The sequence below is a fragment of the Micromonospora sp. NBC_00362 genome, assembly GCF_026342155.1.
GTDB classification, from domain to species: domain Bacteria; phylum Actinomycetota; class Actinomycetes; order Mycobacteriales; family Micromonosporaceae; genus Micromonospora; species Micromonospora hortensis.
Window position 1 is genome coordinate 1,067,794 of the sequence record NZ_JAPENH010000001.1, and the last position, 15,336, is coordinate 1,083,129.

The 15,336-nt window shown below is 73.0% G+C and carries 18 protein-coding genes; 12 read left to right on the forward strand and 6 right to left on the reverse strand.

Annotated elements, in window-relative coordinates; genetic code table 11:
- Window positions 1-60: 60 nt before the first annotated feature.
- Window positions 61-306 (reverse strand): flavin reductase, encoded by a 246-nt coding sequence (locus OG992_RS04695; RefSeq protein ID WP_266302489.1) that lies wholly within the window; start codon window positions 304-306, stop codon window positions 61-63.
- A gap of 228 nt (window positions 307-534) precedes the next feature.
- Here OG992_RS04695 and OG992_RS04700 point away from each other — a divergent pair, with 228 nt between their 5' ends.
- Window positions 535-1,302: a DUF5753 domain-containing protein gene (locus OG992_RS04700; RefSeq protein ID WP_266302490.1), complete on the forward strand. Its 768-nt coding sequence runs from the start codon at window positions 535-537 to the stop codon at window positions 1,300-1,302.
- Window positions 1,293-1,484, forward strand: coding sequence for a DUF397 domain-containing protein (locus OG992_RS04705; protein WP_238685622.1), 192 nt, complete (start codon window positions 1,293-1,295; stop codon window positions 1,482-1,484). Before OG992_RS04700 ends, OG992_RS04705 begins: the two co-directional genes overlap by 10 nt.
- A 96-nt stretch (window positions 1,485-1,580) precedes the next feature.
- On the opposite strand, the gene OG992_RS04710 is transcribed toward OG992_RS04705, so the two are convergent.
- Window positions 1,581-2,813, reverse strand: coding sequence for an MFS transporter (locus OG992_RS04710; RefSeq protein ID WP_266302491.1), 1,233 nt, complete (start codon window positions 2,811-2,813; stop codon window positions 1,581-1,583).
- 83 nt (window positions 2,814-2,896) lie between these two features.
- Between OG992_RS04710 and OG992_RS04715 the strand changes: the two genes are divergently transcribed.
- From OG992_RS04715 to OG992_RS04745, 7 genes are all read left to right on the forward strand, one after another.
- Window positions 2,897-3,400, forward strand: a complete 504-nt coding sequence (locus tag OG992_RS04715; RefSeq protein WP_238685624.1) for a MarR family winged helix-turn-helix transcriptional regulator — start codon at window positions 2,897-2,899, stop codon at window positions 3,398-3,400.
- Window positions 3,401-3,454: 54 nt separating this feature from the next.
- Window positions 3,455-3,970, forward strand: coding sequence for a DUF2087 domain-containing protein (locus OG992_RS04720; protein ID WP_238685625.1), 516 nt, complete (start codon window positions 3,455-3,457; stop codon window positions 3,968-3,970).
- 17 nt (window positions 3,971-3,987) lie between these two features.
- On the forward strand, window positions 3,988-4,110 hold the full coding sequence (locus tag OG992_RS04725; protein WP_266302492.1) for a hypothetical protein: 123 nt from the start codon (window positions 3,988-3,990) through the stop codon (window positions 4,108-4,110).
- A gap of 246 nt (window positions 4,111-4,356) precedes the next feature.
- Entirely contained in the window at window positions 4,357-6,042 is a 1,686-nt protein-coding gene (locus OG992_RS04730; protein WP_266302493.1) for an ABC-F family ATP-binding cassette domain-containing protein, read from the forward strand.
- A 30-nt stretch (window positions 6,043-6,072) separates the two neighbouring features.
- Window positions 6,073-6,597 carry a GNAT family N-acetyltransferase gene (locus OG992_RS04735; RefSeq protein ID WP_238685627.1) on the forward strand — a complete coding sequence of 175 codons (525 nt, stop codon included), beginning with the start codon at window positions 6,073-6,075 and terminating at the stop codon, window positions 6,595-6,597.
- Window positions 6,598-6,669: 72 nt separating this feature from the next.
- Entirely contained in the window at window positions 6,670-7,095 is a 426-nt protein-coding gene (locus tag OG992_RS04740) for an Hsp20/alpha crystallin family protein (RefSeq protein ID WP_238685962.1), read from the forward strand.
- A gap of 71 nt (window positions 7,096-7,166) precedes the next feature.
- Complete coding sequence (locus OG992_RS04745) at window positions 7,167-8,165, forward strand: tyrosine-type recombinase/integrase (RefSeq protein ID WP_266302494.1); 999 nt, start codon at window positions 7,167-7,169, stop codon at window positions 8,163-8,165.
- Window positions 8,166-8,284: 119 nt separating this feature from the next.
- On the opposite strand, the gene OG992_RS04750 is transcribed toward OG992_RS04745, so the two are convergent.
- The 3 genes from OG992_RS04750 to OG992_RS04760 are packed head-to-tail and all read right to left on the reverse strand — an operon-like array spanning window position 8,285 to window position 11,613.
- Window positions 8,285-8,656: a VOC family protein gene (locus OG992_RS04750; protein WP_238685629.1), complete on the reverse strand. Its 372-nt coding sequence runs from the start codon at window positions 8,654-8,656 to the stop codon at window positions 8,285-8,287.
- Window positions 8,657-8,705: 49 nt separating this feature from the next.
- Entirely contained in the window at window positions 8,706-9,878 is a 1,173-nt protein-coding gene (locus OG992_RS04755) for a PQQ-binding-like beta-propeller repeat protein (RefSeq protein WP_266302495.1), read from the reverse strand.
- A gap of 31 nt (window positions 9,879-9,909) precedes the next feature.
- Window positions 9,910-11,613 (reverse strand): acyl-CoA dehydrogenase family protein, encoded by a 1,704-nt coding sequence (locus tag OG992_RS04760; protein ID WP_266302496.1) that lies wholly within the window; start codon window positions 11,611-11,613, stop codon window positions 9,910-9,912.
- A 194-nt stretch (window positions 11,614-11,807) separates the two neighbouring features.
- Between OG992_RS04760 and OG992_RS04765 the strand changes: the two genes are divergently transcribed.
- The 3 genes from OG992_RS04765 to OG992_RS04775 are packed head-to-tail and all read left to right on the forward strand — an operon-like array spanning window position 11,808 to window position 14,609.
- On the forward strand, window positions 11,808-12,218 hold the full coding sequence (locus tag OG992_RS04765) for a DUF4878 domain-containing protein (RefSeq protein WP_210783879.1): 411 nt from the start codon (window positions 11,808-11,810) through the stop codon (window positions 12,216-12,218).
- Window positions 12,205-13,398 carry a low temperature requirement protein A gene (locus OG992_RS04770; protein WP_266302497.1) on the forward strand — a complete coding sequence of 398 codons (1,194 nt, stop codon included), beginning with the start codon at window positions 12,205-12,207 and terminating at the stop codon, window positions 13,396-13,398. The genes OG992_RS04765 and OG992_RS04770 overlap by 14 nt, the downstream gene beginning before the upstream one ends.
- A 59-nt stretch (window positions 13,399-13,457) precedes the next feature.
- On the forward strand, window positions 13,458-14,609 hold the full coding sequence (locus OG992_RS04775; protein WP_238685633.1) for a low temperature requirement protein A: 1,152 nt from the start codon (window positions 13,458-13,460) through the stop codon (window positions 14,607-14,609).
- Here the strand turns inward: OG992_RS04775 and OG992_RS04780 are convergent.
- Window positions 14,576-15,184, reverse strand: a complete 609-nt coding sequence (locus tag OG992_RS04780; protein WP_238660175.1) for a thymidine kinase — start codon at window positions 15,182-15,184, stop codon at window positions 14,576-14,578. The genes OG992_RS04775 and OG992_RS04780 overlap by 34 nt on opposite strands.
- Between the last annotated feature and the right edge of the window lie 152 nt (window positions 15,185-15,336).

Genomic DNA, 15,336 nt, shown 5'->3' on the forward strand with positions numbered 1-15,336 from the left:
GCCGTCAGTCTCCCGCATCGTGCTGACTCGTACCGACCCGCGGAGGTGGTTGACGACAGCTCAGCGGGCCTCTGCCCAGCCGACGAAACGCGGGGTCAGATCGGGCAGCGCGACGTCCGGGTTGAGCTTGGTGAGATCGTCGGTGGCTTCCTCCTGGACCTTCGCCAGGTGGATCAACAGACCCGGCCGATCCTCGCGGTACTCGCCGAGCAGGCGCAGCTTCGCGGCCGAGCACGGCCACAGGGTGCCGCAGACCGGGCAGCGCCACGACGGGCGCAACGGGGAGTGCTTCGGACGCTCGGGCATCAGCCGACCCCGACTGTCGCGCACCGTCGAACCGGTGTGGGGACGCTCGCGGCGGCGGTCAACAGGACCACGTCTCCGGCTCTGAGAGCGCTTCGTACTTCGTTCCGCACAGCTTCTCCTCCTCGTCGCAGCACCGTCTACACCGCACTGTGCCGGGGGTTGCTGGACAAACACACAGCGTTAACTAATCTTCTCGGAGCAGCGGATTTGTTCCCGGGGAGGGACGGCATGAACCACGCCTTTGTCGCGGCGCTGGCCGCGGCGGGTCACACCGCCGAGAGCCTCGCAGGTCAGCTCGGTGTGCACCCGAAGACCGTCGCCAGGTGGGCAAACCCGGGGCACATTCCCCAGAGCCGCCACCGTGCGACAGTGGCGGGGCTGCTGGCAAAGGACGCCGACGCGCTGTGGCCGGACGTGGTCCGTCGCCGTGAGCCGGTGTGGTTCCGGCCGTGGGTCGACCTCGAACGCGAGGCTGTGACACTGCGGTCGTTCCAACTCGCGTGGGTGCCTGGGCTGCTGCAGACCGAGGCGTACGCCCGGGCGACCCTGGCCGGTGGGGTGCTGACACCGGAGGCGGTCGCCGAGTTCGCCGAGGCGCGGATCAACCGGCAGGCGATCATCGGCCGGGGAGGCGGCCCGCTGCTGATCGCCGTGTTGGACGAGGGGGTGTTGAGGCGGCGTGTCGGCGACGACCGCACCTTGATGGCTGTGCAACTCGCGCGCCTGCTCGGGCACGCCGAGACGGGCAGCGTGCAGCTCCACATCGTCCCGACGGACGCGCCCAGCTACCCCGGGCTCGACGGACCGTTCACCATCGCCGACATGCCGGACGGGTCACGGGTCGCGCACGTCGACAGCGCGGCACAGGCGCAGATCCTCGATCAAACGTCGGATCTTGTTAGCCTGGAACGACGGTGGGAGCGTATTCGCGGCGAGGCCCTGCCCCGAGGGTGTTCGTTGGAACTTCTCAGAGAAGCGGCAGCATCATGGACATGACCGGTGCGCGGTGGCGGAAGAGCACGAAGAGCGGCGGCAACGGCGGTGACTGCGTCGAGGTTGCCGACAACCTTCCGGGCGTGGTCCTGGTCCGTGACACGAAGGACCGCGACGGCGGCACGCTGACGTTCAGCCCACGGTCGTGGCGTGGCTTCGTCGCGATGGCCCGCAAAGCCGGCTGACCAACCACATCGTACAAAGGCTCCCGGCGCTGGCCGGGAGCCTTTGTCGTGGGTGGGCCCGGCCGTCGCTCACCCACCCATCGACATTCGAACTGATCAACGGACGGCAGCGGGGTCGGCCGGTTGCGATTGCGGGGTCGCCGGCCAGGTGAGTCGGCGTACGCCGGGCACGAGGGCGGTACCCGCGCAGGCGGCGAGGACCAGCAGGCCCGCGACGGCCAGCGGGACGGGTGCGCCGAACGTGTCGGCGGCCAACGGCGCCAGGGCGTAGCCCAGCGGCATGGCGCCCAGCGACACCAGCCAGTCGTACGAGGTGACCCGGGCCAGGACCTCCGGCGGAAAGTGGTGCTGCACGACGGTCTCCCACACCGGGTTGAGGTAGCCGAGGGCGGTCAGCGCCACCGCGTAGGCGGCGATCACCGCGGGGGCGGGCGCGGCGACGGCGAGCAGGAACAGCGGGGCGGCGTAGCAGGCCAGCCCGAGGTTGGCCAGCAGCACCGGCCGGTGCAGCCGGACCCGCCCGGCCAGCAGCGATCCGGTGAGCATCCCGATCGCGCCGGCCTGCAACAGCAGCACCCAGGTCGTCTCGCCACCCAGGCGGTCGATGGCGACGGCCGGCCCGAGGGTCATCAACACGGCGGCGGCGCCGTTCCACACGCCGTGCCCGAGCAGGCTGGTCCAGAACCAGTCGCGGGCGCGTACCTCGCCGAAGCCGTGTCGCAGGTCAGCGAGGACGGAACGGCGCGGCACCGGCACGTGGCGGACCCGCACCAGCGCGAGCAGCATGGCGCTGAGCGCGAATGACGCGCCGTCCAGGATGAACGCCCAGCCGGGTCCGGCGGCCCAGACCAGCGCGCCGGCCAGCGCCGGGCCGGCGAGGCGGCTGGTGTTTGCGGTGATCCCCATCAGGGCGTTGGCCCGCTGCCGGTCGGCCGGTTCGACGGTGCCGGCGACCAGCGGGGACGCCGTCGGAATGGCGAACGCCGAGGCGGTGCCGCCGAGCGCGGACGCCACCACCACGGCGGTCAGTGACGGGTCGCCGCCGAGCAGCTCCACGCCGACCGCGAGCTGCGTCGCGCAGCGGACCAGGTCGGCCAGGAGGGCGACCCGGCGGGCGTCGAACCGGTCGGCCACCACGCCGCCGAACGGCAGCAGGACCAGCCTGGGGACGACCGCCGCGGCGAGGACGACGGCCAGCGCGCCGGTGGAGCCGGTGGCCCGCAGCACGGCCAGCGCCAGTGCGGCGGGCACCACCGCGTCGCCGAGAGCGGAGATGGTGCGACCCAGGAACAGCAGCCGGAAGGAGTGGTTGCGCAGTGGGTGAGCCATGCCCACAACATACTTCGACATCGAATATTTCGGCAACGAATATTTCGGCAACGAATATTTCGGCGCTGAGGTAAGCTGGCGCGGTGACCACCACTCCGGACGTCGTCGACCGGCACATCGAGCGTTGGCTGCCCGTGGTGCCCGACCTCGACGCGGACGTCGAGGGGGCGGTGACCAGGATGATCCGACTGACCCGGCATCTGCGGGCCGTCAAGGAGCGGGTCCTGGTCGACCTCGACCTGCCGGCCCACGAGTACGACACCCTGCACGCCCTGGCCGGTCGCGGTGGCCGGGCCGCACCTTCTGACCTCGCCGCGGACCTCACGATGGCCCCCGCCTCGATCACCGCCCGGGTAGACACGCTGCTACGGCGGGGCTTCGTCCGCCGGATTCCGTCGACAGTCGACCGTCGACGCGTCGACGTGGAACTCACCGAGGCGGGTCGGGCAGCGTGGCGCGGGGCGATGGAGGTCCAGGGCGCCGAGGAGCACCGCCTGCTCGGCGCGCTCACCGCGACCGAGCGGCGACACCTCTCCGACCTGCTGCGCCGGGTGCTGCTCGTCGCCGAACAGCCGCAGACCGACTGAGAGGGCCAAAAATCGCCTGGCGGTCCGCGTACCGCTGATGCGAGGGTGACCGGCGTGACTGCGCATGTGCTGGCCGGGGCCCTGGCCGACGACGGACGGCGACGGATCTTCGCGGCGATCGTGCTGGGTGCTACCAGCGCGACCGAGGTCGCCGAGCGGACCGGCCTGCCGGCGCGGGTGGTGCTCACCGGGGTCCGCCGGCTCACCGACGCGGGCCTCGTCACCGGCGCGGACGGCGCGCTCGCGCCCGACGAGGCGTCGCTGCGGGCCGCCGCGCGCGACAGTGGCCCGGCCGTCGACGCCGAGCCCGGCGTCGACCCGGTGCTGCGGACCTTCCTGCGCGCGGGCGTCCTGGTGAGTCTGCCGGCGCAGCGGGGTCGACGGCGGGTCGTGCTCGCGCACATCGCCGAGCAGTCGTTCGAGCCGGGCACCCGCTATCCGGAGCGGGCCGTCGACGACGCGCTCAAGCCGTGGTGCGCCGCAGGCGGGTCGGATCACGCGACGCTGCGCCGGTATCTGATCGACGAGCAGTTGCTCACCCGCGAGCACGGCGTCTACCAGCTGCTCTGATCGTCCGCCGCGCGACCGTGCTGTCCTTCGTCGCCGTGCTCGGCGTCGAGGGCACCGGCGGCGCCAGGCTCGCCCTCGACGCGACTCACGTGGCACTGGCGGTCGCGTTGATCGCCCTGCGGCCCCGCCCGCGCCGGTAGGCGGCCCGCTGCTATTCCCCCCGCCCACCTCGTGTCGCGCTGACCACCGGGTGGGCGAAATCCTCGGGAGTTGATGCGCCGAGGTTGCTAGCATCGCCGTCATGGCACGAGGTATCTGGTCGCAGAAGGTCCGCTCCGCCCGCTGACGGCGGCGCCCTTCCTCTGCTGAATTCGCGCTCGCCGTCCCGGTTCCCGCCGGGCGGCCATCAGCTGCTGCCCGGCTCCATCGCGAGCTGCGGAGCACCGTTGAACCTCACCCCGAACCCCGAAACCATGTCCCGGCCCGTCGAGGCCGGCAGCGCACACGTGCGCGCCACCGACGTCACAGTGACCCGGGGGTCCCGTCGCGTCCTGACCGACGTCTCGGTCACCGTCTCCGCCCGGTCGCGGGTGGCGGTCGTCGGCGAGAACGGTCGTGGCAAGACGACACTGCTGCACGTCCTCGCCGGGCTGATCACGCCGGACGACGGCACCGTGCAGCGGGCCGGCACGATCGGCCTGGCCCGCCAGGAACTGCCCACCCGCGACGGCGAGACGGTCGGCACCCTCACGTCCGAGGCGCTGGCCGCGTCGCTCACCGCCCTCGCCGCGCTGGACGAGGCGACCCTCGCCCTGACCGCTGGCGATCCGGGCGCCGAGGACCGCTACGCCGCCGCGCTCGACGCGGCCACCCGCCTCGACGCGTGGGACGCCGAACGTCGCGTCGACGTGGCACTGGAGGCCCTCGGCGCCTGCACCGACCGCGACCGTCCCCTGGCGACCTTGTCGGTGGGCCAGCGCTACCGGGTGCGGCTGGCGTGCCTGCTCGGCGCGCGCCACGACGTGCTGCTGCTCGACGAGCCGACCAACCACCTCGACGCCGACGGCTTGGACTTCCTGACCCGCCGTCTCCGCGAGCACGACGGCGGTCTCGCGATCGTCAGCCACGACCGGGCGCTGCTGCGCGACGTCGCGGACCGGTTCCTCGACCTCGACCCCACCCACGACGCGAAGGCACGGCTCTACGCCGGCGGTTATGACGCCTGGCAGGACGCGCGGCGCCGCGATCGGGAGCACTGGGAGCAGGAGTACGAGCAGCAACAGACCGAGCGTCGACGACTCCAGGACGCGGTGTCGAAGGCCCGCGACCGCCTCTCCACCGGCTGGCGGCCGGACAAGGGGACCGGCAAGCACCAGCGCCAGTCCCGCGCGCCGGGCGTCGTGCAGGCCCTGAACCGGCAGCAGGACGCGCTCCAGGCACACCGGATCGACGTACCGAAACCACCGCCGACGCTGCGAATGCCGGACCTCGGCGTGCGGCAGGGCGCGCCGCAGGTACGCGCGCAGGGCGTCGCCGTCGACGGGCGGCTCGCCAACCCGGTCGACCTCACCATCGACGGCGGCGACCGGCTGCTCGTCACCGGGCCCAACGGCGCAGGGAAGTCCACACTGCTCGCGGTGCTCGCCGGAGCGCTCGAACCCACCCACGGGTACGCCTGGACGGCGAGGGAGGCCCGGGTCGCCCGGCTCACCCAGGAGGCCGCCGGGCAGGCCTCCGATCTCACCGCCGACGAGGTGTACGCCGGCCAGGTGGGACGACTGGTGTCGCGTGGGGTGCTGCCCCCCGCCGAGGCCGTGTCGCTCGGATCGCTCGGGCTGCTGGACTCCGCCGCGACGCGTACGCCCGTCGGGCGGTTGTCGCAGGGGCAGCAGCGCCGCCTCGACCTGGCACTGGTGTTGGCCGGGCGGCCCACGCTGATCCTGCTCGACGAGCCGACCAACCACCTGTCGTCGACACTGGCCGACGAGCTGACCGCCGCGATCCGCGCGACGAGCGCCGCCGTCGTCGTCGCCACCCACGACCGGCAGTTGCTGCGGGACCTGGCCGACTGGCCGCTGCTCCGGGTCGGCGACCCGGCGACCCCGGGTACGCGAACCGGGGCGACCGGATAAAGCCGTTGACCGGGCGGTGATGATCAACAGGTGACCATTACCGCCCGGCCCACCTGGACGACCAGCACCAGCCGGCCCGAGCACCCCGACGCGGTGCTGCTGCTGCGCGAGTACATGACCGAGATGGTGGTTCGCTATCACCGTCGCCCGGCAGTGCCCGGCGAGGTCGACGCGGCGTTGGCCGAGTTGCCCAGCGACGACCTGACCGCGCCGGGCGGGCTACTCCTGCTCGCCCACCACGGCCCCGACCTGGCCGGCTGCGCCGGGCTGCGCTGGCATTCGGGCTGGGCCGAGCTGACCCGGGTGTTCATCCGCTCCGAGCACCGCGGCGCCGGTGGGGGCGCGGCGCTGCTGGCCGCCGTCGAGGAGCAGGCCCGCGCGGCCGGGGCGGACCGGATCCGGCTCGACACCCGGCACGACCTGGTCGAGGCCCGCGCCCTGTACGCCCGGCACGGCTACGCCGAGATCCCGGCGTACTCGCGGGGCCCCTACGCCGAACACTGGTTTGAGAAGCGGCTGTCCGGAGCGGTTGACGTCGGCGCGCGGACGCGCTAAATAAGAAGAGGAAGTTGAGTCAACCCGGCTCAACTCATTACCTTCGGCCAGGAGAACCGAGGAGGTATGACCATGTTGATGCGTACCGACCCGTTCCGCGAGATCGACCGGCTCGCCGAGCAGTTCTTCGGTACGGCGGCACGTCCCGCGACGATGCACCTGGACGCCTACCGCGACGGTGACCACTTCTACGCGGCGTTCGACCTTCCCGGCGTCGATCCGGACACCATCGACTGCACTGTCGAGCGCAACGTGCTCACCGTCCGCGCCGAGCGTCGCCGGCCCGTCGGCGACGGCGTCGAGCTGGTCGCCGCCGAGCGCCCGATGGGCACCTTCACCCGACAGCTGTTCCTCGGCGACACGCTCGACACCGACAAACTGGAAGCCGGGTACGAGAACGGGGTGCTGACACTGCGCATCCCGGTCGCCGAGCGTGCCAAGCCCCGCCGGGTGACCATCCAGGCCAACGGCGGCGCCCGGCGAGAGATCAACGCCTGATTCGACACGGTAACGGGTGGGACCGGCGCGCCTGCAGGCCGATCCCACCCAAGACTGAGAGCCTTTTTCACATGGTGTTCTCCGACGCTCCGGTGCTCGCCCGCCCGTCCGCGCCACCGGCGCTGCCGAGCGGGCCGGTCGAGGTCACCGAGGCGTGGCTGCGCAACCGGCGGCTGTCCGAGCACACCCGCGACGCCTACCGACGCGACGTCACCGGCTGGCTCCGCTGGTGCGCCGATCACGACCTCGACCCGCTGCGGGCCACGTTCCTGCACGTCAACGAGTACGCCCGCGCGCTGGAGAGCAGCGTCGGCGCCCGCAGCGGCCGCCCACTGACCCCGGCGACCGTCGCGCGTCGACTCTCGGCGCTGTCCAGTTGGTACGACTTCCTGGTCAAACTGAGCGCTGTGCCGGCCAACCCGGTCTCCGGCGCCGACCGCCCCCGTGTCGACCGGGACCACTCCGTCACCGTCGGGCTCACCCCCGAAGAGGTGGACGCCCTGCTCAGCGCCGCCGACGCGGACACCGGCGCGACCGCCGTACGCAACCGGGCGGCGCTCGCGCTCCTCGCCGACCTGGGCCTGCGGGTCGGGGAGCTGATCTCGCTGGACCTGACCGACCTCGGCACCGAACGCGGCCACCGCAGCGTGCGCTTCATCGGCAAGGGCGGCAAACAACGTCGCCGCGCCCTCACCCCCGGCACCGGGCACGCCCTGGACGCCTACCTGGCCCAGCGGGCCGCCGCCACCGGCGTGCCGGTGCCACAGCTCACCGGCCCGCTGCTGGTCACCGCCAGCGGTGCCCGACTGGACCGGCACTCGGTGTTCCGGATGGTCCGTCGGCTCGCCCGCGCCGCCGGCATCCCAGCCTGGGCGAAGCTGTCCCCACACTCACTGCGGCACGCCTTCGCCACCACGGCCCGCTCGGAGGGCGTGCCGTTGGAGGACGTCCAGGACGCCATGGGCCACGCCGACCCGCGCACCACCCGCCGCTACGACCGGGACCGGCACAACCTCGACCGCGACCCGGCCTACGCGGTGTGGGCGGCCCGGTCACGTCGTCGCGGCTGAGCGCTACCCGCCCGACGTCGGGTTGTCGATCAGCGGCAGACGTCCGGTTTCGGTAACCCGTCCGGGTTGACGAGAGTGACGGCCATGCTGATTCCTTCTGTCGTTGTGGCGGGCTCTTCTCAGCTCTGCGGGCGGGGGCAGATGCAGAACGGCTGCCCGATCGGGTCGAGGAGCACCACCCACCGCTCGCCGCCGGGCTGGAATGCCGGCTTCGACGCCCCAGCGGCGACGAACCTCTCCTCCGCCGCGGCCAGGTCGTCGACGTAAAGATCCAGGTGGTAGCGCTTGTCGCCGGTCTGGTCCGGCCAGGAGGGTGGTCGGTATCCCTCGACCAGCCCGAAGCCGATGGAGACGCCACCGGAGCTGATCATCGCGTATTCGGGTTGGCTGTGGGTGACCTCCCAGCCCAGCGCCTCGTGGTAAAACGCGGCGTGGCCGGCGGGATCGGAACTGTCGAGGTTGACCATCGCGAGGTCGGCAGAGGCTGTCACGCCGGCAGTATGCCGGCGGGGGCCGACAACTTCGCCCCGCGAGTAGAGGTCAGGGGACGTCGAGGGGCCAGAACGTCACGCGGGCCGTGCCGTCGCGGCAGATCAGCCCGGCGCCGACCCGGCGGCAGTCGGTCACACCCGCCGGGAGCACCGCGGACACCCGATGACCCTCACGCCCTACCGTCGCGACCAGGGAGCGCCTGCCGTCCGCCGCCAAACCCAGCACGACCAGGGGTTCCGTGGTGCCCCGTGGGCCCCCCACGGTGCGCCAGCGCGCCCCGGCCGGCCACGTCCACACCCGCGCCCCGGTGCCCGCGTCGATCGCCCAGCGTCCCTGCTCGTCCTGCCCGCAGAGCAGACCCTGGCAGGGCCGCAGGATCAGCTCACCCGGCTGCGCCGGCGATCGCCAGCGCGGCATCAGCCCGGGTAGGTCGTAGCCGGTCAGCGCGACCGCGCCGCCGTTCGGGTGGCGTAGCACCAGGTGCGCGCCGACGAGCTGCGGATTGTCCGGGCCGTAGTCGGCCGGCGGAAGCTGTCCCCGCCCGCGTTCGGTGCCGTCACGGGCGTCGAGCACCCGGACCAACCCGTCGTCCTGCACCAGCAGCACCCGCCCGGGCACGCCGGGCAGCGCTCGCAGCACCGCCGTGGAGGGCAGCGGGACCGACCACCGGGTCGCGCCGGTGCCCGGGTCGACGCCGTGCACCGTGCCCTCGACCCGCCGACCCGGTTCGGCGGCGCTGCGCACCTCGCGCACCGCGACCGCTTCGTTTCCGGCCGCGTACACGCGCTCGGGTCGCCGCCACACCGGCTGGCCGGTACGCAACGACCGCGCGGTGGTCACCCGCGCCCCGAGCGCCTGGTCACGCTCGACCAGCAGCAACAGGTCACCGGCGACCTCCGCGGACCACCCGGCGGCGGGCGGCACTGTGACCCGCCACCGCGGCGGGCCGTCCGGCGCGGCCGAGTCGTAGGCGCTCAGCGTCGGCGGGTTCGGTTCGGGGTCGACGACCAGCAGCAGCGGCCCGGCGCCGAGCACTGTCGCCCGGGCGGGCACCGCCGGCCCGACCTGAGGCGTCAGGCGCACGGGCGGGGCGGAACCACCGAGCAGGACACAGGCCGCCACCAGCACCGCCACCCACCACCGGCGGGACACCTGCGGTGGAGGCGGGTGTTCCTCCAGGGGCGCGCCCCGGTCGTCACCCAGCTCGATCAGCACCGACATGGGCGCTTACCCGTCCGCTCGCGCCGGCCGGTCAGCAGAGCAGGTCGAGGTGGTGGTGGGCGTCCTCGGCGATCTCCTCGTGCCGCAGCCAGCGGCGCGCCCACAGCCGGGCGGCCAACTCCGCCTGCTCGTCGCCCCACGCGGCGTGCTCGACGAGCAACGCGGTGGTCAGCGCGTACGCCAGGCGCAACGCCAGACCGCGGGCGCCCGCGAGCACCGCCGACGCAACCGGGTCGACGGTCACCGCGGCGATGGTCTCCCGCAACTGCGTGGCGGCGGCGGCCAGGGTGTCGGCCAACACCGGCGACAGCGGCCGCGCCAGGTCGACGGCGGCGGTCAGCCGGCTCAGCAGCGGCGCCCCGGCGTCCTCCCGGGTCAGCGCGCGCAGCACATCCAGGGCCAGCACATTGGTGGTGCCCTCCCAGATCGGCAGCACCTGGGCGTCGCGCAGCAACCGGGGCACGCCGGTGTCCTCCACGTAACCGGCCCCGCCAAAGCTCTCCACGTACTCGCTGGCGGAGCTGACGGCCAGCCGGCCGGTGGCCAGCTTCGCCAACGGCGCCACGACGCGCAGCTCGGCCGCGGCCTCCGGGTCGGCGCCGACCTCGACCCGCCCGAGCAGGGCGAAGGCGTGCCCAGCGAGGGCGAACGCGCCCGCAGCGTCGACGGCGAGGGTGCCCAGGGTGGCCCGGTGCAGGGGCGAGGACACCAGTGGGCCGCCGGCGACGTGCCGCACCTCGGCGTACGCGCGGGCGTAGGCGAGACCCCGTCGCATTCCGCCGGCCGCCGCCGCGGCGTTGTGCACCCGGGTCACCACGACCAGGGTCATCGCCCGAACCAGACCGGGCACCGCCGGGTCACCCAGCGGGAGGGCGTACGCGTCGCGCAGGCCGATCTCGGCGGTGGGCAGCGCCCGGGTGCCGAGCTTGTCCTTGAGCCGGTGCACTGTGACACCCGGCGCGGGTGCGCCCGGCGCCGCGCCGTCGGCCAGCGGTGAGTCGACCGCGTACCGGGGAACGAGGAACGGGGCGAGCACCCGGCTGCCCCGCCCGGCGCCCTCCGGCCGGGCCAGCGCCACCGCCATCGCGGCGTCGGCGGCGGAGCAGAACCATTTCTCCCCGGTCAGCCGCCACGAACCGTCCGCCGCGGGTCGGCCGAGCGTGCTGGAGCGGCCCAGATCGGAGCCGCCCTGCGACTCGGTCATCCACTGCCCGCTGGTGATCGCCGTGGCCGGGTCCGTGGAGATCAGCCGGGGCAGCCACGCGTCGCGGACCGTGGCGTCGACGTCGGGCATGCTGAGCAGCGCCGCCGCCCCGTCGGCCATCGCCACCGGGCAGGAGAACGTCGCGGACTCCGGCCCGTACAGGTGCAGCAGGGCGTGCTGCACGACCCGCGCGGCGGCACCCCAGGTGCCCCGGGCGTCCGGCAGGTAGGGCAGCGCCACCACGGCGTGCCGGGCGGCGGCGGCGCGTTGCGCCTGCCAACCGGCGGAGGTGTCGATGCGGTCGATCCGGGCACCCCACGGGTCGTAGCGGACCAGCGTCGGCGGGTGCGCCTCCGCGTCGGCGTGCGCCGCGCGCAGTGGCCCGATGACGTCGGCGGCCAGGTCCGCGAGACGGCCCTTCGCGGCGGCGTGCCCGCCCGGGCCGAGGTGACGCTCCAGCCAGGACCGCAGCAGGCCATCGCCGGCGTACGGGTCGACGGGGGGTGGTACCGGCTGCACGAAGCGGCTCATCGATCGGCTCCTGGCACTGCTCGGGGGTGTGCGCCGACGGTAGACGATGCGGGGCCGCCGCGAACAGGGCACACCCGCCCATCGGGCGCACCCAGTTTCCGGCTTGTCGCCCGTCAGCGTGAGCGTCTTCTCTACGGTCGGTAGTCGTGGGTGCGGGCCAGTCGTGGAGCCGACCGGCCCGGCGTCACCGCCCGATGCGCACCGGGTTGGCGTTCGCCGGGTTCGGCGTGGCGCTGTGCTGCGTGGGGGTGGCCGGATTGGGCGCCTGGAACCTGCAGACCGTCCGGCAGGCCGCCGGCCCGATCCGGGAGACCGCCGACGGTTTCCTCAGCGAGGTGGCCCTCGGCGACAGCGACCGGGCGTACGAGCGGCTCTGCGAGGACGCGCGCAGCCGCTGGAGCGCTATCGGCTTCACCAGTTGGGTGCGGACACCACCGATGGTCACCGACTACGAGATCACCGACGTGTCGGTCGCCACCCGCAGCGGCCGACCGCACGGCACGGTGACAGTGAAGGTGACCCGCAGCGGCGGGCTCAGCGAGGAACGGCGTCTGCCGGTGGTCCGTGAGGACGGGAACTGGCGGGTGTGCGGTGACCCTTTCTAGGCCCCCGGTCGCCGCCCCGACACGCCCACAGCTGCTGCGCCCACGCGAGGGGGTGCAGCCGACCACCTCGACGGAACTCTTCTTCGACCTCGTCTTCATCTTCAGCATCACCCAGTTGTCGCACTACCTGCTCGCGCACCTGGACTGGCGGGGCGCGGGGCGTACCGGCCTGTTGCTGGCGCTGGTGTGGCTCGTCTGGGTCTACACCACCTGGCTGACCAACTGGCTGCAACCGGACCAGGGGCCGGTGCGGACGATGCTGATCGGGGTGGGGCTGGGCAGCCTGCTGTTGTCGGCGACGATCCCGGAGGCGTTCGGCTCCACCGGCCTGCTCTTCGCGCTGGTCTACGTCACCGTGCAGGTGGGCCGCACAGTGTTCGCGTTGTGGGCGGTGCAGGGCAGCCCGTGGTTGGTGGCCGGATTTCAGCAGTCGCTGCCGTGGATCACCGGGACGTCGGTGCTCGTGGTCATCGGTGGCCTGGTCGGCGGTGCCGCCCGGGACGCGGTGTGGACGGCGGTGATCGTGATCGAGGTGGTCGGCCTGTCGATCGGCTATCCGTTGCCACGACGGGGGCGCAGCCGACCCGAGCGGTGGATGGTGGAGGGTGGGCACCTGGCCGAACGGTGCGCGGCGTTCGTCCTGATCGCGCTGGGGGAGTCGATCCTGGTCACCGGCAGCACCCTCACGTCGCACGTGGACCTGGTGACGTCCGGGGCGTTCCTGCTGGCGTTCGGCGGTTCGGTGGCGCTGTGGTGGGTGTACTTCGCCCGCTCGGCCCCGGCCGCCACGGAGTTCATCGCCCACGCCGGGGAGCGCACCGGGGCGTTGAGCCGGGTCGCGTTCAACTTCCTGCACCCGGTGATCGTCGCCGGTGTCGTCGTCACGTCGGCGGCCGACGAGCGGTTGCTGCGGGAGCCCGGCGCACCGGCCACCACTGTCGACGTACTGCTCACCCTGGGTGGTCCCGCGCTGTTCCTGACCGGGCACGCCGCCTACAAGGCGCTGTTGTGGCGGACCCTGCCGATCAGTCGGGTCACTGCGGTGGTGGTCCTGCTGGCGCTGATGCCGGTCGGTGTGGTGCTGGAGGCACCCGTCGCGGTGTGCGCCGCTGTGGCGTTGGCGGTGACTGTCGCCGTGATCCTGACCGACCGGTTCCGGTCACTGGCGGCCGCGCGGTGACCGGCGCGTCGCCAGGACGCGGTCCACGTCATCCGCAGTTACTGCGCCCGCGCCGTGGCGTGGAGCGGACCACCTCCACCGAGCTGTTCTTCGACCTGGTCTACGTCTTCACGATCATCCAGCTGTCGCACTACCTGGCCGAGAACCTCAGCTGGCAGGGCGTCGGACGGACAGCGGTGCTGCTGAGCCTGATCTGGCTGGTCTGGATCTACACGGTGTGGGCGGGCAACTGGCTGCACCCGGACCGGACACCAGTGCGGGCCACGCTGCTGGTGGTGACGCTGGGCAGCCTGCTGCTCGCCGCCGCGCTGCCCACCGCCTTCGGCGACAACGGTCTGCTCTTCGCCCTCGCGTACGCGGCGGTGCAGGTGGGTCGCACGGCCTTCTCCCTGTGGGCGATCCGGGGTGAGCCCTGGCTCGGCGACAGCTTCCGGCAGTGTTTCGTCTGGATCGCCGGTACCGGGACGCTGGCGGTCGTCGGCGGGCTGGTGGACGCCCCGGCCCGGGAGCTGATCTGGATCGCGGTGATCGTCGTCGACTCGATCGGGCTGGCGACCGGGTTTCCGGTGCCCGGGATGGGGCGCAGCAGGCCGGAGCACTGGCGGGTGGAGGGCGGGCACCTGGCCGAACGCTGTCAGGCGTTCATCCTCATCGCGCTGGGGGAGTCGCTCCTGATCACCGGTGGGACGCTGACGCAGCGGTTGGACCGGGTGACCATCGCCGCGTTCCTCCTCGCGTTCGCGGGTTCGGTGGCCCTGTGGTGGGTGTACTTCGACCGGGCGCAGGCCAGCATGGCGGCGTTGGCGGCCGCGGGTGAACGGGCCGGGCGGCTCTCCCGACTGGTGTTCAACTATCTGCACCCGGTGATGGTGGGCGGCATCGTCGTCACGGCAGTCGGTGACGAGCGGCTGCTGCACGATCCCGGGGAACCTGTGGGCTGGGCGAGCGCGCTGGTCGTCCTTGGCGGTCCCGCGTTGTTTCTGGCCGGTCACGCCGCGTACGAGATGGCGCTCGGTCAGGCCGGGGTGGTCGCCCGGGTCGCGGCGACGCTGCTGCTGCTCGCGCTGTCCCCGGCGGCGGTGGCGTTGCGGGCGCCGATCGCGGTGGCCGCCGGGGCGGCGCTGCTGACCACGGTCGGGGTGATCGTGGTTGACCGAATGTCGGCGCGGCGGGCCGCTCAGTCGCGGGGGCCGAGGTCGCCGCTGCGGTAGTGCCGGCGGCAGAGCACCTGGTAGCGCACCTCGGCGGTGTCGACGGTGTCGCCGATGACGACCTGGGCACCCTCACGGACGACCCGGCCGTCGACGACGCGGGCGTTGAGCAGCCCTTCGCGGCCGCACCAGCAGAGCACCTCGACCTGGATGCGGGCCACCTCGTCGGCCAGCTCGAACAGGCGTTGCGCGGCGGGGAACAGCCGCGAGCGGAAGTCGGTGGCCAGGCCGAACGCGAACACGTCGACGTCGTAGCTGTCGACCAGCTCGGCCATCTGCTCGACGTGCTCGACGGTGTAGAAGCACGCCTCGTCGCAGATCAGGTAGTCGACGCGTACTCCGTCGGCCCACCGGCCGCGCACCAGGGCCCGCAGGTCCAGGTCGTCGGTGACCTCGATGGCCTCGTGGGCCAGGCCGATGCGGGTGGTGACCTGCGGTCCCAGCGACCGGTCGATGCGGGTGGTGACCAGCCCCCGCCGACCCTGCCGGGCGTGGTTGTAGTTCATCTGCAACGCCATCGTGGACTTGCCGCAGTCCATCGGCCCCCAGAAGAACTTCAACGCCGCCGCGTGCACCGGACGTCCGTCGAGCCCGCGCGCGGCCGCGCACCCGGCCGGGGCGTGCGGCTGGCCGGGGAACGGGTGGGCCAGGCAGGTCGGGGCGGTGGCGGCGTCGTCGGTCACGGTCGGGCAGCCTAGCTGATCGACCGCATCTGATCTGTCGGGCG

Excerpts from the sequence above, each read along its gene's own strand:
- OG992_RS04695 (WP_266302489.1), bottom strand. The coding sequence starts at position 306 with ATGCCCGAGCGTCCGAAGCACTCCCCGTTGCGCCCGTCGTGGCGCTGC.
- OG992_RS04700 (WP_266302490.1), top strand. The coding sequence starts at position 535 with ATGAACCACGCCTTTGTCGCGGCGCTGGCCGCGGCGGGTCACACCGCC.
- OG992_RS04705 (WP_238685622.1), top strand. The coding sequence starts at position 1,293 with ATGGACATGACCGGTGCGCGGTGGCGGAAGAGCACGAAGAGCGGCGGC.
- OG992_RS04710 (WP_266302491.1), bottom strand. The coding sequence starts at position 2,813 with ATGGCTCACCCACTGCGCAACCACTCCTTCCGGCTGCTGTTCCTGGGT.
- OG992_RS04740 (WP_238685962.1), top strand. The coding sequence starts at position 6,670 with ATGTTGATGCGTACCGACCCGTTCCGCGAGATCGACCGGCTCGCCGAG.
- OG992_RS04745 (WP_266302494.1), top strand. The coding sequence starts at position 7,167 with ATGGTGTTCTCCGACGCTCCGGTGCTCGCCCGCCCGTCCGCGCCACCG.
- OG992_RS04755 (WP_266302495.1), bottom strand. The coding sequence starts at position 9,878 with ATGTCGGTGCTGATCGAGCTGGGTGACGACCGGGGCGCGCCCCTGGAG.
- OG992_RS04760 (WP_266302496.1), bottom strand. The coding sequence starts at position 11,613 with ATGAGCCGCTTCGTGCAGCCGGTACCACCCCCCGTCGACCCGTACGCC.
- OG992_RS04765 (WP_210783879.1), top strand. The coding sequence starts at position 11,808 with ATGCGCACCGGGTTGGCGTTCGCCGGGTTCGGCGTGGCGCTGTGCTGC.